General features: G+C 63.3%; 23 protein-coding genes. 12 read left to right on the plus strand and 11 right to left on the minus strand.

Annotation, left to right across the window (positions count from 1 at the left end):
- Positions 1-144 precede the first annotated feature (144 nt).
- On the minus strand, positions 145-1,080 hold the full coding sequence (gene fabD / locus C7I56_RS05935; RefSeq protein WP_106639672.1) for an ACP S-malonyltransferase: 936 nt from the start codon (positions 1,078-1,080) through the stop codon (positions 145-147).
- Positions 1,081-1,481: 401 nt separating this feature from the next.
- On the opposite strand from fabD, the gene rpsF reads away from it, so the two are divergent.
- The 3 genes from rpsF to rplI are packed head-to-tail and all read left to right on the plus strand — an operon-like array spanning position 1,482 to position 2,755.
- The gene (gene rpsF / locus C7I56_RS05940; protein WP_106639673.1) at positions 1,482-1,895 is read left to right on the plus strand and encodes a 30S ribosomal protein S6; all 414 of its coding nucleotides are present in this window, start codon (positions 1,482-1,484) and stop codon (positions 1,893-1,895) included.
- 17 nt (positions 1,896-1,912) lie between these two features.
- The gene (rpsR, locus tag C7I56_RS05945; protein ID WP_106639674.1) at positions 1,913-2,137 is read left to right on the plus strand and encodes a 30S ribosomal protein S18; all 225 of its coding nucleotides are present in this window, start codon (positions 1,913-1,915) and stop codon (positions 2,135-2,137) included.
- A gap of 12 nt (positions 2,138-2,149) precedes the next feature.
- Positions 2,150-2,755 carry a 50S ribosomal protein L9 gene (gene rplI, locus C7I56_RS05950; RefSeq protein WP_106639675.1) on the plus strand — a complete coding sequence of 202 codons (606 nt, stop codon included), beginning with the start codon at positions 2,150-2,152 and terminating at the stop codon, positions 2,753-2,755.
- 271 nt (positions 2,756-3,026) lie between these two features.
- On the opposite strand, the gene C7I56_RS05955 is transcribed toward rplI, so the two are convergent.
- The 3 genes from C7I56_RS05955 to C7I56_RS05965 are packed head-to-tail and all read right to left on the minus strand — an operon-like array spanning position 3,027 to position 6,770.
- Positions 3,027-3,413 (minus strand): YdbL family probable chaperone protein, encoded by a 387-nt coding sequence (locus C7I56_RS05955; RefSeq protein ID WP_106639676.1) that lies wholly within the window; start codon positions 3,411-3,413, stop codon positions 3,027-3,029.
- 4 nt (positions 3,414-3,417) lie between these two features.
- Complete coding sequence (locus C7I56_RS05960; RefSeq protein WP_106640158.1) at positions 3,418-3,609, minus strand: YnbE family lipoprotein; 192 nt, start codon at positions 3,607-3,609, stop codon at positions 3,418-3,420.
- An 11-nt stretch (positions 3,610-3,620) separates the two neighbouring features.
- Positions 3,621-6,770, minus strand: coding sequence for an intermembrane phospholipid transport protein YdbH family protein (locus C7I56_RS05965; RefSeq protein WP_158703014.1), 3,150 nt, complete (start codon positions 6,768-6,770; stop codon positions 3,621-3,623).
- Between the two features lie 235 nt (positions 6,771-7,005).
- On the opposite strand from C7I56_RS05965, the gene radC reads away from it, so the two are divergent.
- Entirely contained in the window at positions 7,006-7,689 is a 684-nt protein-coding gene (radC, locus tag C7I56_RS05970) for a RadC family protein (protein ID WP_106639678.1), read from the plus strand.
- 318 nt (positions 7,690-8,007) lie between these two features.
- Here the strand turns inward: radC and C7I56_RS05975 are convergent, their stop codons facing one another.
- Positions 8,008-8,595 carry a hypothetical protein gene (locus tag C7I56_RS05975; protein WP_106639679.1) on the minus strand — a complete coding sequence of 196 codons (588 nt, stop codon included), beginning with the start codon at positions 8,593-8,595 and terminating at the stop codon, positions 8,008-8,010.
- A gap of 151 nt (positions 8,596-8,746) precedes the next feature.
- On the opposite strand from C7I56_RS05975, the gene purB reads away from it, so the two are divergent.
- The 3 genes from purB to C7I56_RS05990 are packed head-to-tail and all read left to right on the plus strand — an operon-like array spanning position 8,747 to position 13,221.
- The gene (gene purB, locus C7I56_RS05980; RefSeq protein WP_106639680.1) at positions 8,747-10,060 is read left to right on the plus strand and encodes an adenylosuccinate lyase; all 1,314 of its coding nucleotides are present in this window, start codon (positions 8,747-8,749) and stop codon (positions 10,058-10,060) included.
- Complete coding sequence (locus tag C7I56_RS05985; protein WP_245409607.1) at positions 10,061-10,633, plus strand: biliverdin-producing heme oxygenase; 573 nt, start codon at positions 10,061-10,063, stop codon at positions 10,631-10,633.
- On the plus strand, positions 10,630-13,221 hold the full coding sequence (locus C7I56_RS05990; protein ID WP_245409608.1) for an HWE histidine kinase domain-containing protein: 2,592 nt from the start codon (positions 10,630-10,632) through the stop codon (positions 13,219-13,221). The genes C7I56_RS05985 and C7I56_RS05990 overlap by 4 nt, the downstream gene beginning before the upstream one ends.
- A gap of 282 nt (positions 13,222-13,503) precedes the next feature.
- Here C7I56_RS05990 and dnaJ read toward each other — a convergent pair whose 3' ends face one another.
- Both dnaJ and dnaK read right to left on the minus strand, forming a co-directional pair.
- On the minus strand, positions 13,504-14,628 hold the full coding sequence (gene dnaJ / locus C7I56_RS05995; RefSeq protein WP_106639681.1) for a molecular chaperone DnaJ: 1,125 nt from the start codon (positions 14,626-14,628) through the stop codon (positions 13,504-13,506).
- Positions 14,629-14,851: 223 nt separating this feature from the next.
- The gene (dnaK, locus tag C7I56_RS06000) at positions 14,852-16,765 is read right to left on the minus strand and encodes a molecular chaperone DnaK (RefSeq protein WP_106639682.1); all 1,914 of its coding nucleotides are present in this window, start codon (positions 16,763-16,765) and stop codon (positions 14,852-14,854) included.
- 152 nt (positions 16,766-16,917) lie between these two features.
- Between dnaK and C7I56_RS06005 the strand changes: the two genes are divergently transcribed.
- From C7I56_RS06005 to C7I56_RS06025, 5 genes are all read left to right on the plus strand, one after another.
- Positions 16,918-17,424, plus strand: a complete 507-nt coding sequence (locus tag C7I56_RS06005) for a copper chaperone PCu(A)C (protein ID WP_158703015.1) — start codon at positions 16,918-16,920, stop codon at positions 17,422-17,424.
- A gap of 164 nt (positions 17,425-17,588) precedes the next feature.
- Positions 17,589-18,059 carry a vgr related protein gene (locus tag C7I56_RS06010; protein ID WP_106639684.1) on the plus strand — a complete coding sequence of 157 codons (471 nt, stop codon included), beginning with the start codon at positions 17,589-17,591 and terminating at the stop codon, positions 18,057-18,059.
- Positions 18,060-18,161: 102 nt separating this feature from the next.
- Complete coding sequence (locus C7I56_RS06015) at positions 18,162-18,464, plus strand: TFIIB-type zinc ribbon-containing protein (protein ID WP_106639685.1); 303 nt, start codon at positions 18,162-18,164, stop codon at positions 18,462-18,464.
- A 146-nt stretch (positions 18,465-18,610) separates the two neighbouring features.
- Positions 18,611-19,171 carry a DUF484 family protein gene (locus C7I56_RS06020; RefSeq protein ID WP_106639686.1) on the plus strand — a complete coding sequence of 187 codons (561 nt, stop codon included), beginning with the start codon at positions 18,611-18,613 and terminating at the stop codon, positions 19,169-19,171.
- Complete coding sequence (locus C7I56_RS06025; RefSeq protein ID WP_106639687.1) at positions 19,156-20,079, plus strand: tyrosine recombinase XerC; 924 nt, start codon at positions 19,156-19,158, stop codon at positions 20,077-20,079. Before C7I56_RS06020 ends, C7I56_RS06025 begins: the two co-directional genes overlap by 16 nt.
- Here the strand turns inward: C7I56_RS06025 and C7I56_RS06030 are convergent, their stop codons facing one another.
- From C7I56_RS06030 to rsmI, 4 genes are all read right to left on the minus strand, one after another.
- On the minus strand, positions 20,080-20,703 hold the full coding sequence (locus C7I56_RS06030) for a DedA family protein (RefSeq protein WP_106639688.1): 624 nt from the start codon (positions 20,701-20,703) through the stop codon (positions 20,080-20,082).
- Between the two features lie 118 nt (positions 20,704-20,821).
- Entirely contained in the window at positions 20,822-21,766 is a 945-nt protein-coding gene (gshB, locus tag C7I56_RS06035) for a glutathione synthase (RefSeq protein WP_106640161.1), read from the minus strand.
- A gap of 129 nt (positions 21,767-21,895) precedes the next feature.
- Positions 21,896-22,246 (minus strand): YraN family protein, encoded by a 351-nt coding sequence (locus C7I56_RS06040; RefSeq protein WP_106639689.1) that lies wholly within the window; start codon positions 22,244-22,246, stop codon positions 21,896-21,898.
- On the minus strand, positions 22,243-23,073 hold the full coding sequence (gene rsmI, locus C7I56_RS06045; RefSeq protein ID WP_106639690.1) for a 16S rRNA (cytidine(1402)-2'-O)-methyltransferase: 831 nt from the start codon (positions 23,071-23,073) through the stop codon (positions 22,243-22,245). Before rsmI ends, C7I56_RS06040 begins: the two co-directional genes overlap by 4 nt.
- Positions 23,074-23,079: the final 6 nt, after the last annotated feature.

Raw genomic sequence — 23,079 nt, forward strand, 5'->3', positions numbered from 1 at the left:
GCAGGCTTCATCGTCTGGAAACTGCTTGAAGAATTGTGCAATGGTGAGAGGCTTCTTGCTCATACCCATTGTATAGCCGAAACGGGTTACGTATGCAAGGGGGATAGACCCCAAACGAATTCAGGGTAACGAGGTGCTTAAACTTCAAATCTCTTTCACCAGCGCTTCGATGTCGTCCATCGATATGACGCTAGTCACATTCACGTCCGGCGCGATGCGCTTGACCATGGGGCCGAGCACCTTGCCGCCGAATTCGACGAAATGGGTGACGCCCGCTTCCGCCATCGCCGCGACGCTTTCGCGCCAGCGCACCATCCCGGTCACTTGCTGGACGAGCAGAGCGCGGATTTCCGCCGCGTCGGCAACCGGAGCGGCGGTGACATTCGCATAGACCGGGACGATTGGCGGCTTCATCGCGGCCTGGCCCAAAGCGTCGGCCATCGCGTCCGCAGCAGGCTGCATCAGCGGACAGTGGAAGGGTGCGGAGACAGGCAGGAGGATCGCCCGCTTCGCGCCTTTCTCCTTGGCGATCGGCAAAGCGCGCTCGACGGCGCCCTTGTGGCCGGAAATCACGACCTGACTCGGATCATTGTCATTGGCGACGGTGCAGACCTCGCCTTCCGCCGCGGCATCGGCGATTTCCTGCGCCAGTTCGCGCGATGCGCCGAGGATCGCGGCCATCGCGCCCTCGCCCACCGGAACGGCGGCCTGCATCGCTTGGCCCCGCAGCTTCAGAAGCTTGGCGGTGGTCGCGAGATCGAGTGTCTCGGCAGCGCAAAGGGCGCTATATTCGCCAAGGCTGTGGCCCGCGACGAAATCGGCCTTGTCGGCCAGCGCGATGCCCGCTTCTTTCTCAAGAACACGCAGGGTCGCGATGGCATTGGCCATGATCGCCGGCTGCGCATTTTCGGTGAGGGTGAGCTCGTCCTGCGGCCCTTCGAACATCAGGCGGGCGAGGTTCTGGCCCAATGCCTCGTCCACTTCCTCAAACACCGCGCGCGCGGTTGCGCTGGCCTGCGCGAGCGCCTGGCCCATGCCCACCGACTGGCTGCCCTGACCCGGGAAAATATAAGCGCGCATGGCACTCCCTTCTTCTTGCAAGAACCTCGACAGGCCCGAAGAGGCCCCGTCAGTTCACCTTGCCTTATAAGGGCACCTTATTAGGCAACCTTATAAGGGCGTTGTTTCGTCTGCCGGTTGGCGCGGAACGGGTGGAAAGGAACCGTGTGTACCCCCGACTTCATCATCCAGGCGCCTACCGCTCCTGCCCGCCTTGTCCGCATCGACTTCGGGTTCGCCTAGCCAGCCCCTCGCCCGCACGCAAGCCGGGCTTGCCTTTTCAGCGCCTTTCCGCCATAGGCCGGTCCATCCGGGGCGGAGGCTTTAGCGTCCAGCCCCGGTTTTAATTGCAAGACGATAGCCGGAGGGGCGTCCGTATGGTGCGGCGTCAGCGATCGGCCAACAATGAAGGACAGTGAGCCATGCCGCTTTACGAGCATGTGTTTCTCGCGCGTCAGGATCTGGCACAAGCCCAGGTCGATGCGCTGGCGGAAACCGCCACCAACATCATTCAGGACAATGGCGGCAAGGTCGTGAAGACCGAAACCTGGGGCCTTCGCAGCCTCGCCTACCGCATCCAGAAGAACCGCAAGGCGCATTATGTCGCGCTCGATTTCGAAGCGCCGGCCAATGTGATCGCGGAACTGGAGCGCCAGACCCAGATCAACGAAGACGTCATCCGTTACATGACCATCCGCGTCGACGCCCACGAGCAGGGCCCGTCCGCGATGATGCGCCGTAACGAGCGTGACCGCGGCCGCCGTGGCGACGGTGAGCGTGGCGAACGCGGTGACCGCGGCGATCGCCGTCCGCGCGACGAATTCGAAGAAGCGTAAGGAAAGGACCAGCAAATATGGCACGTGCATTTTTCCGCCGCCGCAAGAGCTGCCCTTTCTCCGGCAAGGACGCTCCCCGCATCGATTATAAGGACGTTCGTCTGCTCCAGGGCTTCGTGTCCGAGCGTGGCAAGATCGTCCCGAGCCGCATCACCGCGGTGTCCACGAAGAAGCAGCGCGAGCTGGCCCAGGCGATCAAGCGCGCCCGCCACCTCGGCCTTCTTCCCTATGTCGTGAAGTAAGGAGCGGCAGACATGCAAATCATCCTCCTCGAGCGTATCGAGAAGCTTGGCGCCATCGGCGATGTCGTCACCGTCAAGAACGGCTATGCCCGCAACTTCCTGTTGCCGAACGGCAAGGCCCTTCGCGCCAATGAAGCCAACCGCAAGGTCTTCGAAGCCAATCGCGAGAAGATCGAAGCGCAGAACGCCGAGCGCCGCAGCGACGCCGAAAAGGAAGCCAAGACGATTGAGGGCGCGACCGTGCAGCTCATCCGTCAGGCGTCCAACACCGGCCAGCTTTACGGTTCGGTTTCGGCCCGCGACCTCGCCGAGGCGCTCGAAGCCGACGGCCACAAGGTCCAGAAGAACCAGATCGTCCTCAACCGTCCGATCAAGACGATCGGCGTGAGCGAAGTAAAGGTTGCTCTCCACGCGGAAGTCGCCGTCACCATCAAGGTGAACGTCGCCCGTTCGCCGGAAGAAGCCGAGCTGCAGGCCCAGGGCGTCGACGTCATGGCGCAGATGTTCGAAAAGGACACGGCGAGCTTCACGGAAGAGTATGACGCAAATGCCGAGCCCGGCACGATCGTCACCGACGAAGAAGCCGCTCCGGCCCAAGGCGAGGAAGAAGCAGCCTAAGGTTGCTTCCAGTCGAAAAGATCGAGGCCGCCCATCGCAAGATCGGCGGCCTTTTTCTTCGGCTGACAGGTGTGGAAGCTGGAACAGGGTTGGCCTGCGGCCGCTTTCGGCCAGACAGGCTCAGCCCGAACGGGGATAGAGCATCAGGTCAAATGTCGGGCACGGCCTCACCACCGCTAGCCCTGAGCTTGTCGAAGGGCGTGTGCAACGTGCGATTTGCACCGGCTTCGACAAGCTCAGCCCTTAGCGGAGCGGGACAGTCAATGGGCGCTTACCCGCAATAAGTGGGGCGGGCGACTGGCGTGTCGCCTTCGCGCTGGCGCCAGACGCCGTCTTGAAGCTGGTAATATTGGCCGGCCAGGACTCGGCTGCCGAGGATGCGGCAGGCGGCGGTTGCGCCCACTTCCTCGATCTTGGCGCCGCGTTTTGCCGCGAGATCGGTGTAGAAGGCGCGGCGCTTGATGTTGACCGCGTCCATTTCCGCGCGGACCGAGGCCGGGGCATCGCCGACAAGGCCGAGATAGCCGTCGAATCGCTCGCCCACCTTGCCGCTTGCGCGCAAATTCGCTGCGACATCCGCCGAAACGTCAGGCTGTGCCGAGGCTCCGCCCGCGAGCAGGGCGGCGGCCAGGGCCGTGAAAAGAGTGCGGCGCATCATGATTTCAGAAGATCCCCGGATTATCCTCGACAAGCTTGTTTACGTCTTCTTGCAGGCGGACGACAACCTCCTGCCGGATATTGATGTTGAGATTGATCTCGATCGGCTTTTCCGGCGCGCTCAATTGCACGCACCCGGAAAGCACCGCCGGCAAAGCCAGAGCGGCTACCCCGCGCTCGAGACGATCTCGCGTCATTATCGCCGTCTTCATTGCACTGTCTCGCTTTCTTCACGCTGAACGTCGGTTGTAGTCGGCACGACCTCAAGATTTTCCGGGAGCACCGGCAGGATGAGGTCGGAAGGGTCGTCGAAGGATCGCGTCATCGCGATGATCGATCGGAACGGGCCCTTGATGTTGATGTTGAAATCGATCGGCACCTTGGCGAATTGCGCCAGCACCATATCGACGATCCCACCGCCCTTGGAATTGACGGTCCGGCTGATGCTGTCCAATTCGATCCGCGAGGTGAACTCGCCTGCCAGCGAGCCGTCAAGCTGGATGACAAGCTTCGAATAGCTGAGCGACTTCAGCGCATTGAAGGCGATGATCCCCCAGGCACCGAGATCCTTGTCGGTGAGCTCGCCCACATAAGAGAGCGTGCCGCCACCCGGCCGCGCGACGAGACGCCCGCCCACAATGCGCCCGCCCGATTGATCGAAGACCATGGGCAGCACACCGTCCAGCGTGCCCGTCGCCGCGATGTTCGAAAATTCCATCTGTTGGACGAAGGCGGCGGCGTCCATCCCCTCGATCCGGAAAGTCAGCCGCTTTTCGCTTTCCTCGGCGAAATTGAGGATCGTTTCTTCAAGGATGAGCTGACCGCCCGCGAAGGGCCAGCGCCCCTCCTCCACCTTCACGCGCAGGTCGGGCAGCACCTGATAGCGGATGCGCCCGTCAAACACGTCGATCCCCGCCTGCACCCGCTCGACCGTGGCGAGCTGCGAAGGCGCGGTGACGAGGCCGAGGAGGTCGGTGAAGGTGAGCGTCGTGTTCAGCCCCTGCACCGGGCCGAAGCTTGCGGCGAGATCGGTATCGACGATGGAAAAAACACCGTCGCTGGTCGTGCCGGCATCGCCCCAGCCGATGTTGCCGCGCCCTTGAAACATACCATCGACCAGCGCCACCACACCAAGTGTCAGCCGCGTCATATCCTCAGGCTGGTAACCATCCACCGCGAAACGGATACCGGGCACGTCGAGAACTGCGTTCCCGCTGCCGCTCGCTAGATTGTGCTGGATCGTCGCGTTGGTGATGAGCACGCCCGCCTCCGGATCGCGAAGGGGCGCGAAAGCATCGATCCGGTCGCCATCCAGGGTCAGGCGAAAGGCATTGGTGATGAGTGGGTAGAAACGCGGCTCGGGATGGTCGTCCGCCACGGTGAGACCACCCGCGACCGACAGGCGACCGCCGATCACGCTCCACTTCCCCTGCCCCCGACTGATCAGCAACGGCACGTTGGCGATCTTGCCGGACGCGCCTGCAAACGTGCCGGTGACGCCGCTGTCGCCGATCTGCCCGGCGATCCGCTCCAGTTCCAGCCGGTTGGCAAAACCGTCCGGGCCCAGCCGCACGATCACATCGGTGCCGGCAAAATCGCTCTCGTCGAATTCGAAGCGAAACCTGCCAGCGGTCAGGTCCAGCGGCGAGGAACCGAGCCGTCCGATCAGGCGCGGGCTGCGGATGTCCAGCCCCCCCTTCACGTCGCCACCCGGCGCCTTCCACACCAGAGCGCGGCCGACCGGACAGACCGGAAGCCGGGTGCGCCCGAGATTAAGGCTGCCGTAGCGAAGGCCCGCGAAATTGGCGGTGACGCAGCGTTCGTTGACCGCAAAGCCGCCCGCTCCGTCGAACCGCCCCACAAGAGGCAGGACGAGGTTCGTGACGAAGCCGCCGTCGAACGGCCCCGTCATCGCCGCCATCGTTTGGAATCGCGTGCTGCCGTCTGCCCCTTCCTGGAAGCGGATCGTGCCCAGCGCCAGCCGGGCGCTGCCCGCTCGCATCGGCTGGATCCGCGCCTCGCCGCGCACCGGCGCGCCTGCATAAGGCTGGTCGAGGCTGAGGCGCGTGGTCGGGAAACCGCCGCCGGACAAAGCGAATTCGCCATCCGTCCGTATCGCGCCTTGCGGCCAGTAATAAGTGATGCCGTCGCCGCCCGCGAGCGCGAGCGTCATGCCGCTGCGGCTCATGCCGTTCATCGTGTCGAAGCGCACCGCGCCGCCGCCCGGGCCGTTAACCAGCCGAACCCGCGCCCGCGCATCGAAATCGCGGCCAGCCCGGCTCAAGGCGGCGGCCAATCCTTCGCCAATCGGGTCGATGGGCGTGCCATTGGCGGACGAAAGGGCCGCTGTCACCGGCCCGAGCAATGAGGATGCCGCCGCGATGTTCCGCGCGCCGCCCTCGCCGATCAGCGACAGTCGCCCTTCTGTCAGGGACAGCGCATATTTGCCATCAAGGTCGAGTTGCCTGCCGCCAAAGGCCGCGATCTGGATCGTGCGGCTGCCGATGGCAAGATCGCCTTTGGTTTCCTTGGCCTTACCGTCGAAGGTGATGCGGCCCTCGACGCCGTCCAGCCGGTTGATGCCGGACCGCACGGCGGCGGCGGTGATACCAGCATTGCCGCGCCACTCATTGATCGTTTCGGGAAAATTGGCGTCGAACATCAAGGCGGGCCCGGCCACCTGCAGCGCCTGCCCGCAGGTCAGATCCTGCGCTTTTAACGGCCCTTTCACCGCGGGGCGGCGGTCAGCGATCGCGACGTCGAAATAGGTGGCGGCGGCCAGCACGCGGCAAGTGCCAAAATCGATCTGGCGGGACAAGGCGGCGACCTTGCCTTTGAAGCCGTTGGAAAGATTGCCCCGCCCCTCGATCGCAAGGCCGATCCGGCCCGCAGGTCCGGTCAGCGACATGCTGACATCGGCAACGTCAACGTTGAGGTCCGGAAGCGCGAAAGGTGCGCCGCTCGGCGGCGGCAGCAATTTGTCGATCTCGCCAAGACGCAGCTTGCCGTTGACCATCCGTCCCTTCAGGCGGACACCCCGCGCCGTGATCTTTTCGACGCTTGGGTCGAGCAGGCTGACGAGGGGCAGAGTCACCTCGACAAAGCGGGCGGTGAGATCGGGATTTGCCGGATCGCCGATCACCAGATTTTCAAGCTGCTGGGTGCGAAAGCCGATGCGGCGCAGCGTGTAACTCGCTTTAACGCCGCGCTTTTCCAATTCCCGGTCGATAAATCCGGTCGCGATATCGACGCGCTGGCTCCACACAATGAGCAGCATCGCGACGATGACCAAAGCCGAAATGGCCGCGATCCGTCGGCCGCCCAGACGGCGCCTCTTATACTCTACATCTTCGTCCACTGGCGCCTGTATCTTGGGAAACCCGCTAAGCTGACCTACGCATAACCTCCACCATCGCCCTCCGTTCCGCAACCGTCACTTTGTGTATTCGCTCTCTATTTCTTCGGCTCCGCTAGCCCTGAGCTTGTCGAAGGGCGTGTGAATCGCACGTTGCCCACGCCCTTCGACAAGCTCAGGGCTAGCGTGGTGGGGCGAGGCCTTGCTTGGACCCTCATTCCTCGCCACAACAAGGGGCATGGGGGATTTGCCACTTGACGGAACGGGCCATCGCGGGCGGCTTCGGCAGCGGCTGTTCGACGGCGGGCCGGATGCCTTGCTCGATCATGAGCTGGTCGAATATCTCCTCGCCCTCGCCCTTCCTCGCCGTGATACCAAGCCGCTCGCCAAGCTGTTGATCAAGGAATTTGGCGGCTATGCGCAGCTTGTCAGCGCCGATGCGGATGCGATCATGCGGATTGGCGGCATCAGCGAAGGCGCAGCCGCGGCGCTCAAGATCGCCCAAGCCTCCGCGCTGCGCCTCCTCCGCGCGGAAATCATGGATCGTCCGGTGCTCGCCAATTGGCAGGCTCTACTCGATTATCTGCAAGGGGATATGGCCGCGCAGGCGCTGGAGCGGGTGCGCGTCCTTTACCTGAACGGCAAGAACGTGCTCATTCGCGACGAACTGTTGAGCGAAGGCACCGTGGATGAAGCCGCCGTCCACGTCCGCGAGGTGATCCGGCGCGGGCTCGACCTTCATGCCACCGGCATGATCCTGGTCCACAATCACCCGAGCGGCGATCCGACGCCCAGCAAACAGGACATCGCCCTCACCCGCCGCATCGCGGACGCGGCCAAACCGCTCGGTATCATTCTCCACGATCACATCATCGTCGGCGCGCGCGGACATTCAAGCTTCCGGGCCTTGGGGCTGATTTAGCTTTCTTCGTCATTGCGAGCGTAGCGAAGCAATCCATCTGTCGGCTTGGCACAGGGCCTGGATTGCCGCGCTTCGCTCGCAATGACGAGGCAAGAAGGGCTGCGGCCCACGTTCATGCCCTCAAGTTAATACCCAACGTGTGACATACCCCTCCCGCTAGTCCTGAGCCTGTCGAAGGACGGTTCCAGCGGAACGGGCTTCGACAGGCTCAGCCCTAGCGGGGTGAGGTTCAGTTTTCATATCTGGCTCAATAACGCAGGCACAAGAAGGGGGGCCGTCCGCATCCGGACAGCCGCCCTTGCGATCGCCGAGGAACCCTTACTCGGCGATCGAAGCCAGTTCGTCGCGGCTCACGCGCCAGTCATGATTGCTGTCGACCTGCGCCAGAGCGCCTGCCGTGTTGTTAAGCACCTGCACCGATGCGATCCCCGATGCGCGGCTGCGCAGAGTCTTGTCGATTGCAGCGGACATATTCTGACCGTTGGTTTCCATCACCCATTCGCCGAATTCCAGCGGGGTGAGATAACCTTTGGAGCCAGCGTCAAAGCGGCCCCAATTTGATTCGATGTTGAGCGGGCCGCCCATGCCGGTCAGCATCGGATCGCGCGGCATGGATTGCGCCATATTCGTGTCGGCCTGGGCGGGCCGGTTCATTTCCGCTTGAGTTGCGCGGTTCATCGTCGACATGTCGTGGCTCGTCGCGCTGGTGGTCGCGCGGTCATGCTGGGTGATCGTCGATGTTGTACTGGTTAACGACATGGTGTGATCGGGCGTGACATTCGCCTCCATCTCCATTTCCGTCATCGTGCCGGGCGTCTGGACGGCCGCTTCACCATCCGTCGTCACTTGGGCAAGGGCCGGAACCGCAAAAGTCGCGGCACCGGCAAGAAGCAGGGTGCGTAGCATCTCTCTCTCCTAATCATATGGCCTGCACGAAGGTGTGACCTTTGCCGGAAGAACGGTTGCCATAGCGCCGCGCTCCGCCTTTCGTCGGATTGAAGGGGCGGCTCGACTTTGCTACCCGCCCGCAAACGCCTTCAGCTTCAGGACAAAAGCCATGATCCCTCGTTACGCGCGTGCCCAGATGACCGGCATCTGGGAACCCGAGAGCCGTTTCCGCATCTGGTTCGAGATCGAGGCTCATGCGCTCGATGCGATGGCCAAGCTCGGCGTCGTGCCGGCAAGCGCGACCAAGGCGGTGTGGGACTGGTGGGCGACCAATCCGGCCATCGACGTCGCCCGCATCGACGAGATCGAGGCGGTGGTGAAGCATGACGTCATCGCCTTCCTCACCTGGGTCGCCGAACAGGTTGGCCCCGAAGCGCGCTTCCTGCATCAAGGCATGACCAGCTCCGACGTGCTCGACACCTGCCTTGCGGTGCAGCTTGCACGCGCATCCGACATCCTGATCGCCGATCTTGACGAGCTGCTCGTGGTGCTGAAGCGTCGCGCTTACGAACATAAGCTGACGCCGACCATCGGCCGCAGCCACGGCATTCACGCCGAACCGGTCACCTTCGGCCTGAAGCTCGCCCAGGCCTATGCCGAATTCGAACGCAACCGCGCCCGCCTGATCGCCGCCCGCGCGGACATTGCGACCTGCGCCATTTCCGGCGCCGTCGGCACCTTCGCCAATATCGACCCCAGCGTCGAGGCTCATGTCGCCGACAAGATGGCCCTGTCCGTCGAGCCCGTCTCTACGCAGGTCATCCCGCGCGACCGCCACGCCATGTTCTTCGCGACCCTCGGCGTCGTCGCCTCATCGATCGAGCGCCTCGCCACCGAAATCCGCCACCTTCAGCGCACCGAAGTGCTGGAAGCGGAGGAATATTTCTCGCCGGGCCAAAAAGGCTCGTCCGCCATGCCGCACAAGCGCAATCCAGTGCTGACCGAAAACCTCACCGGCCTCGCCCGCATGGTGCGCGGCTATGTGACCCCGGCGCTCGAGAACGTCGCCCTCTGGCACGAACGCGACATCAGCCACAGCTCGGTCGAACGCTATATCGGCCCGGACGCCACGGTGACGCTCGACTTTGCCCTGGCCCGCCTCACCGGTGTGATGGACAAGCTCGTCGTCTATCCGGAGCGGATGCAGAAGAATCTCGACCGCATGGGCGGCCTCGTCCACTCCCAGCGCGTTCTCCTTGCCCTGACGCAGGCAGGCGCGAGCCGCGAGGACAGCTACCGCCTCGTCCAGCGCAACGCGATGAAGGTCTGGGAATCCGACGGCCAATTATCGCTGCTCGAGCTGCTCAAGGCCGATCCGGAAGTGACCGCCTTGCTGTCGCCGCAAGAAATCGAGGAACGTTTCGACCTCGATTATCATTATAAGCACGTGGATACGATTTTTGCGCGCGTCTTTGGAGACTGAGTGACAGCCCGTCAGACGTTGCGCGCGGCTACGGCTGACGACCATGAGCGGGTGGACGCTTTGTTCTCTGCCTTCGATCTCAGCACGCGTGAAGGCTATTGCGCGTTTCTTGCAGCGCAGGCGGAGCCCTTCCTTTCAACCGAAGCAGAACTGGAGCAGGCAGGTATCGGACGGCTGATATCTGATTGGCCGCACCGCAAGCGCGGGCATCTGCTCGCTGAGGATTTCGCATCATTGTGCTCCGGCGAAGGCCGGAGCCCAGATGAAGGGACCGCTGTCGCTGGGCTCCTGCTTCCGCAGGAGCACAATGATGCGGCCCTTCTTGGCGCACTTTACGTCCTTGAGGGATCGCGGCTTGGTGGCAAGCTGCTCGCCCGATCCGTGCCGCCGCATTTTCCGACTCGCTTCCTGTCCGCATCCGCGCTGCGGGGGGCATGGCCCAGCCTACTGGAAATGCTGGATGAATTTCTTTACGATTCAGCCCGGATCGACGCAGCGGTGGGGGCCGCGCGTGCGGTTTTTCAGCGCTTTGAACTCGGGGCAAAGCGCGTGTTGGAGTTAGAGTTAGCGTGATAAGCCCCCCCGAGCCGGTGAATCTCACCACTTGCGATCGCGAGCCCATTCACATTCTCGGTGCGATCCAGCCCTTCGGTTTCCTCCTCGCGCTGTCGAGCGACTGGATGATCCAGCGCGCTTCGAAGAATATTGGGGAATTCCTGGGCGAAGACGCGAGTGCGGTCATTGGCCGCCCGCTCGGCGAATTCGTTACGCCATCCGCGCTTCACAGCCTGCGCAACCGTCTCGCCATGTTGCGCGGCGCCGATTCCGTGGAGCGGATTTTCGATTGCGCGCTGACCGCGTCGGACGAAAGCTTCGACATCGCTATTCACATGGCGAACGGCCGCATCATCATCGAAGCCGAACCGGCCTCGGACGAACATGGCGACGCAACTGGTGTCGTCCGCTCGATGATCGCCCGCCTCGACCAGGCCGACAGCCTCACCACCTTCTTCACCGAAGGCGCTCGGCAAGTGCGTGCGCTGACCGGTTACGACCGCGTCATGGTCTATCGCTTCGCGCCCGACGGATCGGGCGAGGTGGTGGCCGAAGCGGTTAAGCCCGCCATCGGCTCGTTCCTCGGCCTGCATTATCCGGCGAGCGACATTCCGGCCCAGGCACGCGAACTCTATCGCCGCAACCTCCTGCGCGTCATTGCGGATGTGGACGCGGAACCGGTTCGCATCTTTCCGGAGCTGGACGAGAGCGGCCAACCGCTCGACCTGTCCCTCTCCATCCTCCGCTCGGTCTCGCCCATCCATATCGAATATCTGAAGAATATGGGCGTTGCCGGATCCATGTCGATTTCGATCGTCGTGGAGGGCAAGCTGTGGGGCCTCTTTGCCTGCCACCATTATTCGCCGCGCCGCGTCACGTTCGAACGGCGATCGGTTTGCGAGCTGTTCGCCCAGATGTTCTCGATGCGCCTCGAAAGCCGGGAGCGGCAGCAGACGGTAGAATTCGAGCGCCGCGCCCGCGATATTTCCGATCAATTGCTCGGTGCCGTCGCATCGGACGAAACCCTTCTTAACGATCCCGATTGGCTGAGCGACATCCTGACGGGCGCGATCGCCGCGGACGGCGTCGGCGTCTGGATCAACGGAAATTACGCTTTCTCCGGCGTTACGCCGCGTACCGACGAATTCGCGCGCATCGTGAAGGCGCTGAACGGCACCGCGTCCGGCCGCATCTACGCCACCGATTGCATCGCATCGATCGTGCCGGGCGCCGAGCGTTTCGCCAACGAAGCGGCGGGCATGCTCGCCATTCCGATTTCGCGCACGCCGCGCGATTACGTCGTGCTGTTCCGGCGCGAAATCGTCCGGTCCGTGCGGTGGGCGGGCGATCCCCACAAACCCGTCGAATATGGCCCAAACGGCCCGCGCCTGACCCCCCGCCAGAGTTTCGAGGAATGGAAGGAACTGGTCCAAGGCCGCTCCCGTCCCTTCACAGCCTCTGAAATCCGCGTCGCCGAAACCCTGCGCGCCACGCTCATCGAAGTCGTTCTTCGCCTGTCGGACGAAGCCAGCATCGAACGACAGCAGGCGAGCGAGCGGCAGGAGTTGCTGATCGCGGAGCTCAATCACCGCGTCCGCAACATCCTGGGCGTAATCCGCGGTTTGATCCGCCAATCGCAGACGAGCAGGATCTCGATCGAGGATTTCGTGAAGCTCGTCGACGGGCGCATCCATGCGCTGGCGCGTGCGCACAATCAGATCACGGAAGACCATTGGGGCCCCGCGCCCTTGCAGAATATCATCGATGCCGAAGCCGCCGCCTTCCTCGCCGACAGCGCGGACCGGATCATCGCGGACGGCCCGATGGTCCTCCTTAATCCGCAAGCCTATTCGACAATGGCCCTCGTTATGCACGAACTGGTTACGAACAGCGCCAAATATGGCGGCCTGTCGGATAGCGGGCGCGTGCTGCTCAATTGGTCGATCGAAGAAACTGGCGATCTCATCATCAATTGGCGGGAAGAGGGCGGGCCGCCCGTCACGCCGCCGACGCGCAAAGGGTTCGGCTCCACCATCATCGACCGCTCGGTGCCCTATGACCTCGGCGGAACGGCCAGCATGGATTATAAGTCGGCGGGCTTGGAGGCCTCCTTCCGTATCCCTGCGCGCCACGTGTCGAAAGCGAAAGCCTCGTCCATGCCGCGCATCTCGATCCCGCGTCATCATGAAGAGCAGGCGGTTATCGATTCCTATAACGGCCTCATCGCCAACCACCGCGTGCTGCTGGTCGAGGACAGCCTCATCATCGCTCTCGACGCCGAAGACATATTGAAGCGCCTCGGCGCTCGCGAAGTGGTGACCGCCGCCAATGTCGAAACCGCGCTCACGTTGATCGAGGACGTGAAGCCGACCATGGCCATGCTCGACATTAACCTTGGCGACCAGACAAGCTTCCCGATCGCGGACCGCCTGAACGAAGTCGGCATCCCGTTCCTCTTCGCCACAGGCTATGGAGAGCAGGCGCAGCTGCCGGCCGACCACAAGGCCAGGGTCGTTCTGCAAAAGCCTTACACGCTGAAGAATGTCGCCCGCGCCATGCCGATCCTGACCGGCGGCCTGGACAATGCGGCGGAGGCGGCGAAGTAATCGTTCAGATCACCTGGATATTGATGCTCATCCGGGTTCGCCTCCCTGTCCGTCACCTCGTCTCACCGCCCTCCCACCGTCACCCCGGCGGAAGCCGGGGTCTCAGGACCAGATCGCGCCTTATTCGTTACGAGACCCCGGCTTTCGCCGGGGTGACGGTGATGAGGCAAGAGGAGAAGCGGCGCTCTCGCCCCCTTAGGGAGAGAGTTGGAGAAAGCGGAATGATGTTGGGGGACTACGCAATCGCGTCCACCCGTCCCCCGGGGTCGAAGGAAAGCGAATTTATTCCTTCAAATCGTCCCACATCGATTTGATCTTCGAGAAAAACCCCGTCGAAGCCGGACATTCCTCGCCCGTTTCGGTCTTGCGGAATTCTTCCAGCAATTCCTTCTGCCGGGACGAAAGCTTGGTGGGGGTTTCGACCTCCACCTCGATCACCATGTCGCCCGTTCCGCGTCCGTTGAGGATAGGCATCCCGGCGCCGCGCTGCTTCAGCTGCTTTCCGAACTGTATGCCCGCTGGAATACGGATCTCGTGCTTGGTACGGTCGAGCCCCGGCACTTCGATGCACCCGCCAAGCGCGGCGGTCGTGAAGCTGATCGGGCAACGCGCATAGAGCGTCGTGCCCTCACGCTGGAACAAAGCGTGCCGCGCAATATGGATGAAGATGTAGAGGTCACCCGCCGGGCCGCCGCGCGACCCGGCCTCGCCTTCGCCGGACAGGCGGATGCGCGTACCTTCATCGACACCAGCCGGAATACGCACGTCCAATGACTTGCGTTTTTCAACGCGGCCTTCGCCGCGGCAGGGCTGGCAGGGATCGGCTATCACTTGGCCCGAACCCCGGCAGGTCGGGCAGACGCGTTCGACCACGAAGAAGCCCTGCTGCGCGCGAACCTGGCCGCGCCCTTCGCAATAGGTGCAGGTTCGCGCCGCCGTGCCGGGCTTGGCGCCCGATCCGCCGCACGTGTCGCAGGATGCGGTGGTGTCGATATCCAGCGTCACCTGCTTGCCGTGATAGGCGTCTTCCAGGCTAATCTCGAGATCGTAGCGCAGGTCCGATCCGCGCAACGCGCTGGACCGCTGCCGCCCCTGCGATCCGCCCATGAACTCGCCAAAGATATTCTCGAAGATATCGGAGAAGGAGCCGAAATCCTGCGCCCCGCCCGCGCCGCCGCCCTGCTGGAAGGCGGCATGGCCGAAGCGGTCATAGGCCGCGCGCTTCTGCGGATCTTTCAGGCAATCATAGGCCTGGCTGACCGCCTTGAACTTCTCCTCGGACATCTTGCAGCCCGGATTACGATCCGGGTGGCATTCCATCGCGATGCGGCGATAGGCGGTCTTGATCGTCTTCTCGTCCGCCGTGCGCTCGACCTGGAGCAGTTCGTAATAATCGGTATCAAGCATGACGGCGCCCCCACGCCGTCACCCCGGCGAAAGCCGGGGTCTCGTAGAGCAGGGCCGCAGCCCTTCCCACTGAGATTCCGGCTTCCGCCGGAGTGACGATCGTTTTCATAAAAGACCTGAGAAAAGAACCCGCTCGGGCTGAGCCTTTCGAACACCTGCCTACCTTCTGATTCAAAAGAAAGGGCAGTCCTCCGATAAGCTCAGACCGAGCGGTGCGCATGCTTTACGCCTTGTTGTCTTCGTCCACTTCCGAGAATTCGGCGTCGACCACCTCTTCACCGCCCGCTTCGCTGCCTGTGGCAGCACCGGTTTCCGGCGAAGCAGCATTCGCCTGCTCCTTCTCGTAAATGGCCTGGCCGAGCTTCATCGCAACCTGCGCCAGCGCCTGGCTCTTTTCGGTCATCGCATCAGCATCGCCGCTCTCGACTGCGGTCTTGGCTTCCGCAACAGCGGCCTCGATCTCGGACTTCAGCGAAGCGTCGACCTTGTCGCCATGCTCATTGAGCTGCTGTTCGGTCGTGTGGATGAGGCTCTCGGCATTATTCTTGGCTTCCGCCGCAGCACGGCGCTTCTTGTCGTCCTCGGCGAACTGCTCGGCGTCCTTCACCATCTTTTCGATGTCGTCGTCACTAAGACCGCCCGAGGCCTGGATGCGGATTTGCTGCTCCTTGCCCGTGCCCTTGTCCTTGGCGCTGACGTTCACGATGCCGTTGGCGTCGATGTCGAACGTCACCTCGATCTGCGGCACGCCGCGCGGTGCGGGTGGAATGCCGACCAGGTCAAACTGGCCGAGCATCTTGTTGTCCGCCGCCATTTCACGCTCGCCCTGAAAGACGCGGATCGTCACAGCATTCTGATTGTCGTCCGCCGTCGAATAGGTTTGCGACTTCTTCGTCGGGATCGTCGTGTTGCGGTCGATCATCTTGGTCATGATGCCGCCAAGCGTTTCGATACCGAGCGACAGCGGCGTAACGTCGAGGAGCAGGACGTCCTTCACGTCGCCCTGTAGCACGCCCGCCTGGATCGCGGCGCCCATCGCAACGACTTCGTCCGGATTGACGCCCGTATGCGGTTCCTTGCCGAAGAAGGCCTTCACGGCTTCCCGCACCTTGGGCATGCGGGTCATGCCGCCGACCATCACGACTTCGTCGATGCCGTCGGCCTTCAGGCCCGCATCGGCGAGCGCCTTCTTCATCGGATCGATCGTGCGCTGGATGAGGCCGTCGACCAGCTTTTCAAGGTCGGTGCGGCTGATCGACTTCACAAGGTGCTTCGGCCCATTGGCGTCGGCGGTGATGAAGGGAAGGTTCACTTCCGTCGTCGCGGCGGACGACAGCTCGATCTTCGCCTTTTCCGCAGCTTCCTTCAGGCGCTGCAGCGCAAGCCGATCCTTGGTAAGATCGATGCCCTCATCCTTCTTGAAGCCCTCAGCGAGATATTCGACGAGCTTGGCGTCGAAATCTTCACCGCCAAGGAACGTGTCGCCGTTGGTCGACTTCACTTCGAACACGCCGTCGCCGATTTCCAGGATCGACACGTCGAACGTACCGCCGCCAAGATCGTAGACCGCGATCGTCTTGTTATTGTCCTTATCGAGGCCGTAAGCGAGCGCAGCGGCCGTCGGCTCGTTGATAATGCGGAGGACTTCAAGGCCGGCAATCTGCCCGGCGTCCTTGGTCGCCTGGCGCTGCGCGTCGTTGAAGTAAGCGGGAACCGTGATGACGGCCTGCGTCACCGTTTCGCCGAGATAGGCCTCGGCGGTTTCCTTCATCTTCTGCAGCGTGAAGGCCGAAATCTGGCTGGGGGAATAATCCTGCCCGCCCGCCTGAACCCAAGCGTCGCCGTTCGAGCCCTTCACGATGTGATAGGGAACCAGTTCGGTGTCCTTCTTGGTCACCGGATCGTCGAAGCGGCGGCCGATAAGGCGCTTCACCGCGAAAATCGTATTGTCGGGATTGGTCACCGCCTGGCGCTTGGCCGGCTGACCGATCAGCCGTTCGCCATCCTTGGCGAAGGCGACGATGGACGGCGTCGTGCGCGCGCCCTCGGCATTTTCAATGACCTTCGGCTTGCCGCCTTCCATCACGGCAACGCAGCTGTTGGTGGTGCCGAGGTCGATACCGATTACTTTTGCCATATTATCCTCTTGAGCCCCTCAATTATTTACAGCCGCGCCCAGAAACGAGGCACGCAGCATGTGAACGGGGCCGATATAGGAGCGGTTTTGGTTGCTGCAAGACGGCCCGGGCGGCTATGCGCGGCGCGGGTCGTTTCACAGGAGACATATCGATGCGCCGCGCCCTTCTCGCCTTTGCCAGCCTAACAGCTCTCGCTGCGTGCGACGGCGCACCGGAAGCCAATGTTTCCGCAAACGAGATTGGAACCGAGCATGGAACCGCCGCAGAGGCCCCCGCCGGTATCTCCAATGCTACCGTCCGCCTCCCCGCCGTCGCTGGCCGCCCGGGCGCCGCTTACTTCACCTTCCGCAATGAGGGCGAAGCGCGCGTCCTGACATCGGTGTCATCGGACAAGGCCGAGCGCGCCGAAATCCACGAAAGCAAGATGGAGGACGGCGTCATGCGCATGGGGAAGCTCGAAAGTCTCGCCATCCCCGCCGGCGAAACCGTGACGCTCGCGTCGGGCGGCACCCACATCATGCTCTTCGGCCTCGACCCCGCCCTGAAGGCTGGCGATACGGTGGCGCTCGACCTCAAGTTCGAAGACGGCACCGCAATGCGCGCCGAAGCTAAAGCGCAGACCGTCGCGGGCGATGCGGGCAGCCATAATGTTCATTAAATCCTAAATCCCCGTTCGCGCTGAGTAGAGACTGAGCTTGTCGAAGGCTCATATCGAAGCGTTTCCACCAACCCTTCGATACGCCATTTCGACAAGCTCAATGGCTACTCAGGGCGAACGGGGTGGGTTGAACTGATTGTAGTCACCGCAGTTTGAGCAGGCACATGACGTCCCGCCCCCTCACCCTCGGCGAAATCGCCCTCGCCCGCACCATATTCGGCGACACGATCGACTATACCTGCGTCACCATTCGTCGCCGCAAATGGTTTCCCTTCCAGCCCCGCAATACGGTGATGGCGCCCTGCGGCCATATCCACATCCACCCGCACAGCGATCTCTGGCAGGACGATTACAGCCTCGCCCCGCTGCCCGCTCAGGGTCTCTTCATCCACGAAATGACCCATGTCTGGCAGACGCAGCAGCGCGGGCGCTTCTATCTGCCCCTTATGCGTCATCCCTTCTGCCGTTATCGCTACACGCTGCAGCCGGGCTGGCCGCTCACCCGCTACGGCCTCGAACAGCAGGCGGAAATCATCCGCCACGCCTTCCTCCGGCGCCAAGGCTATCCGCTGGCCAACGCGCCCACTCTCGGCGAACTGGAGCCGCTGGTCCGATCGGCTTCGCTCCCCGCTTGAAACAACGCGATTTCCCGCCCACTTTATCGATGCGGACCGGGCCCCTCTGGCAGCCATGGTGGCTGTGATGTCGGACCGTTTTGACCTGCAAAGGAGCCCGTCATGACGAATGCCGCCGTTGGAATGCCCTGCCCCGTCTGCAAGATCCCGCTGGTGATGAGTGAGCGCCAGGGCGTCGAGATCGACTATTGCCCGCAGTGCCGGGGCGTCTGGCTCGACCGGGGCGAGCTCGACAAGATCCTGGAACGCAGCCAGCAGGATGCGCCCCCCGCCGCTCCCGTCCCTCCGCAGGCCCCGCCGCAGCCCGTTTATCAACAGCCTTATGGTTATGGCCACGGCCACCAGGGTCATCACGGCCATTACAAAAAGCGTCGCAAATCCTTCCTGGAAGAATTGTTCGACTAAATGCCTCGTCCGTCACCCCGGCGAAAGCCGGGGTCTCAGGCCGGAAAAGGCGCCTCTCTCGTCACGAGATTCCGGCTTGCGCCGGAATGACGTTGTTTCTCTTTTTCCCCATCGCTTGTTAACCATCAAAGGGTTACACTGGCGAAATGGGTACGGTGATCAACTTCGAGGATCGGGCGGTCGCGGCGCTTCAGGCGCGGGTTGCGGCGGCGGAGGAGGCCAATCAGGATCTTATCGCCTTCGCGCGCGGCCATTCGGGCGCGGTCTCTTCGATCCACGCCGCCGTCCTCGCCGCGATCGAGGCTGAGGGCTTCGATCACCTCATCCATATCGTGACACAGGAATGGCCGCACATACTCGGCCTCGACGCAGTGGCCCTCGCCCTTTTCGTGGGCGACAAGGGCATGCGCGCCGATGCCTCAGGCCTGCAATTTGTCGATCCGCGCATCGTCGAGCATAGCATCGCCGACTTCGACGGTGTCCTGCTGCGCGGCGTCGAGCGCGGCCATCCGCTCTTCGGCCCGGCCTGCGATCTTGTCCGCGCGGAAGCGCTCATTCCGCTCAATGGCGAAGCGCCGCTGCCGCGCGGCCTCCTCGCGCTCGGCCAGCGCGCCGAGCAGGCGTTCGAGACGCGGCATGGTTCGGAACTCCTCGTCTTCCTCGGCCACGTTCTCACCCGCACGATGGGCCGATGGCTGCTGCCCTGACGGATCACCCCGCCAGCGCCCTCGCCGCGCGCTGGCACGACCACCTCTCCCAGGACCGCCGCCGTTCGGAACATACCGTGCGTGCCTATGTCGCGACCGCCCACCGGCTGATCGCATTCCTCGGCACGCACCTCGGCCAGGCGGTGGACGGCGCCGCTTTGACCGCGCTCCAGCCCGCCGATCTTCGCGCCTTCCTTGGCCATCGCCGTATGGCGGGGCTCGGCAATGCTTCGGCCGCGCGGGAATTGTCGGCGATCCGGGGCTTTCTCTCCTATGTCGCCGAACAGCAGGGGCTGCCGGTCGCACTCCCCCGGCTCAAAGGCCCGAAAAGGCCGCGCAGCGTTCCGCGTCCCGTTTCTCCTGACGAAGCGGTCGCCTTGGCGGAGGAAGCGGCGGAGGAAGGCTCCGAAGACTGGATCGCCGCGCGCAACCTTGCCGTTCTCCTTCTGCTTTATGGTTCGGGCCTGCGCGTCGCGGAGGCGTTGGGCCTGACGGGCGCCGTGTTGCCCTTAAGCGAAACACTGACCGTCACGGGAAAGCGCAACAAGACGCGCATCGTGCCGCTCCTCCCGCCCGTGCGCGCGGCGATCGAGGATTATCTCGCCCTCTGCTCCTATCCGGCGGCAAAGGATCAGCCTCTCTTTCGCGGCGCACGCGGCGGGCCCCTGCATGGCGAGATCGTCCGCCGCGCCGTCCGCGCGGCCCGCATGCGTCTCGGCCTGTCCGATCGGACCACGCCGCACGCTTTGCGCCACAGCTTCGCCACCCATCTTTTGGGCAGAGGCGCTGACCTCCGCTCGCTTCAGGAATTGCTCGGCCATGCGAGCCTGTCATCGACGCAAATTTACACCGCCGTCGATGCCGCCCATCTGCTGGACGTCTACCGCAACGCCCACCCGCGCGCCTGATCAGTCGGCAGGCTGGTCCTCGGCCGGGTGCCGCTTCCGCCACGTCAGCTGGCGCCACACATAGGCAAGAACGATCAGGCCGATTACCGCCGTCGAGAGCGGCCCGATAATGCTCTCGATCGCACCGAATTGCCGTCCCAGAGCGTAGCCAGCGACGGCCAGGGCGGAGCTCCACCCCGCCGTGCCGACGCTCGACCAGAACAGAAAGCTCTTGAGGCGCATGTGGAGGAGGCCTGCCGGGATCGATACGACGGAGCGGACCGTGGGGAGAAGGCGCCCTACCCCGACGATCACCGATCCGAAGCGGCCGAAGAGCTTCTCGGCCTTCACCACATCATACCAATCGAGGGTTAGCCAGCGGCCATGCTTTTCGATAAAGGGGCGGAACCGGTCCACCCCGATCACGCGCGCGACGAGATACCAGAAGAAATTGCCGAGCATGGCACCGGTCGTGCCGCTCGCAATCACGCCCCAAAGCGTCATCGGCCCGTTAACCGCGGCGACGCCCGCGATCGGCATGATCACTTCGGACGGAATGGGCGGGAAGACGGTTTCGAGAAACATGAGAAAGCCGACGCCCAGATAGCCGGTCTGTTCGATCAACTGGATCACCCAATCAGTCACTTACTCAATTCCCTTATCCGCTGTTCACCGTCACCCCGGCGAAAGCCGGGGTCTCAGGACGGGAAAGGCGCCCTTTCGTCAAGAGATTCCGGCGTCCGCCGGAATGGCGGGGTATTGCTTAGCGGACCTTAGCCTCAATCGCATCCCAGATGAGGCTCGGCGTATCCGTCCCGTTGAAGCGGTCGATCGCCACGATCCCCGTGGGCGAGGTGACATTGATCTCGGTCAGATAGCCCGCGATCACGTCGATACCGACGAACAGCAGCCCGCGTCTTGCCAGTTCCGGCCCCAGCGCATCGCAGATTTCCTGCTCGCGCGGCGTCAGGCCTGTCGCTTCCGCTCGCCCACCAGCGGCGAGGTTTGACCGGATTTCCCCTTCGCGCGGCAGTCGGTTGATCGCCCCCGTCGGCTTGCCGTCAACCAGCACGATGCGCTTGTCGCCCTTCGACACGTCGGGAAGGAAGGCCTGCACCATGAACGGTTCGCGCCACACCTGCCCGAATAGCTCAGTCAGCGCGGCAAGATTGGCGTCGTTCCGCCCGACATGGAACACCGCCGACCCGGCATTGCCGTAAAGCGGCTTCACGACCACCTCTCCATGTTCGGCATGAAAGGCCCGCGCATCCTCCAGCCGCCGCGTGACGAGCGTCGGCGGCATGAACCGGGCATAATCGAGCACGAATAATTTCTCCGGCGCATTTCGCACCGAGGCCGGGTCGTTCACCACGAGGGTCTTGTGCTGGATACGCTCGAGGAGGTGCGTCGCGGTGATATAGGCAAGGTCGAAAGGCGGATCCTGCCGCATCAATACGACGTCGACATCCTCGGCGAGATCGAGCGTCACCAGCTCCCCAGCCGTAAAGTGATCGCCCTCCACGCGCTGCACCGTCACCGGCCGCGCGGGTGCCGTCACTCGCCCCTCGCGATAGCTGAGATCGCCCGCTTCATAATGGAAAAGCTTATGCCCCCGCGCCTGCGCGCCCAGCATAATCGCAAAGGTCGAATCCCCCGCAATATTGATGCTTTCCAGCGGATCCATCTGCACGGCAACGCGAAGGGTCATGAGGCTATCCTTACCAATCCCGTTCGTCTCGAGCGAAGTCGAGAGGCGCTGGCGCAATGCCGCTATCACGCCCCTCGACTTCGCTCGGGACGAACGTTTGTGGGTGTCTACGAAGACGGGCGCACTTTGTCACCCGTGCCAGACATTCTCCAAATGCCTTGGCAACCGCCCCGGAACCACGAACACCGCGTCGATCCGCATATCCTCGCCAGGTTTCACAAACCGGGGCGCGACCGCCTCGGCCGCCGCTGCGACCCTCTTCAGCCGGTGCCGATCAAGCGCCAGCCCTACGCCATCCGCCGTTCCCCGCGCTTTGACCTCGACGAACGCCACCATCCGCCCGCGCCGCACGATGAGGTCGATTTCCCCCACGGGCGTCCGCACCCGTCGCGCGACGATCCGCCAGCCCTTGAGGTGCAGCCATAAAGCGGCAAGGCTTTCCGCCCGTCGCCCCTGCTTCTCCGCCTCTTTCCGGTTCATTTCAGCTGGAGCGCCCGCTCGTACACGTCCCGCTTCGGCAGCCCCAAGGCCTTCGAAACCTCCGCCGCCGCGCGCGAGACGGACAGCCGCTCCAACGCGTCCTTCAGTGCCGCATCGAGATCATCGGCGCTGGCCCCTTCCGGTTCACCGGGCGGGCCCACCACGATCACGATCTCGCCCTTGGGCGGCGCCTCAGAATAGCGGATGGCGAGTTCGGAAAGGGTGCCCGTCACCGTCTCCTCGAACTTCTTCGAAATCTCGCGCGATACCGCCGCTTCGCGATCACCCAGCCCCGCCGCCATCGCCTCCAGCGCTGCATTAAGCCTTGGCCCGCTCTCGTAGAAAATGAGCGTCGCCCGAACGCTCCCCACTTCCGCAATGGCCGAAGCCCGCGCCCCAGCCTTGGATGGCAGGAAGCCCATGAACAGAAACCGATCGGTCGGAAGCCCCGCCAGGGTCAGCGCCGCGATCGCCGCACACGGCCCTGCCACCGTGTACACGGCCCGCCCTGCCGCCCGTGCGTCGCGCACCAGCTTGAAGCCGGGATCGGAGATAAGCGGCGTTCCCGCGTCCGACACCAAAGCCACCGCCTCCCCCGCCATCCGCGCGATCAGGTCCGGCCGCACCCTGTCGGCATTGTGATCGTGATAGGGGGTCATGGACTTACGGACGCCGATATGGGCGAGCAGCTTCGCGGTGACGCGGCTGTCCTCCACCGCGATGACGTCAGCGCGGGTCAGCACGTCTGCAGCATGGGGGCTCAAATCGGAAAGATTGCCGATTGGAGTCGCCACGATATAAAGGCCGGGGGCAAGGTTCGCGTTCATAAGGTG

Source organism: Allosphingosinicella vermicomposti (assembly GCF_003012815.1).
GTDB classification, from domain to species: Bacteria; Pseudomonadota; Alphaproteobacteria; order Sphingomonadales; family Sphingomonadaceae; genus Allosphingosinicella; species Allosphingosinicella vermicomposti.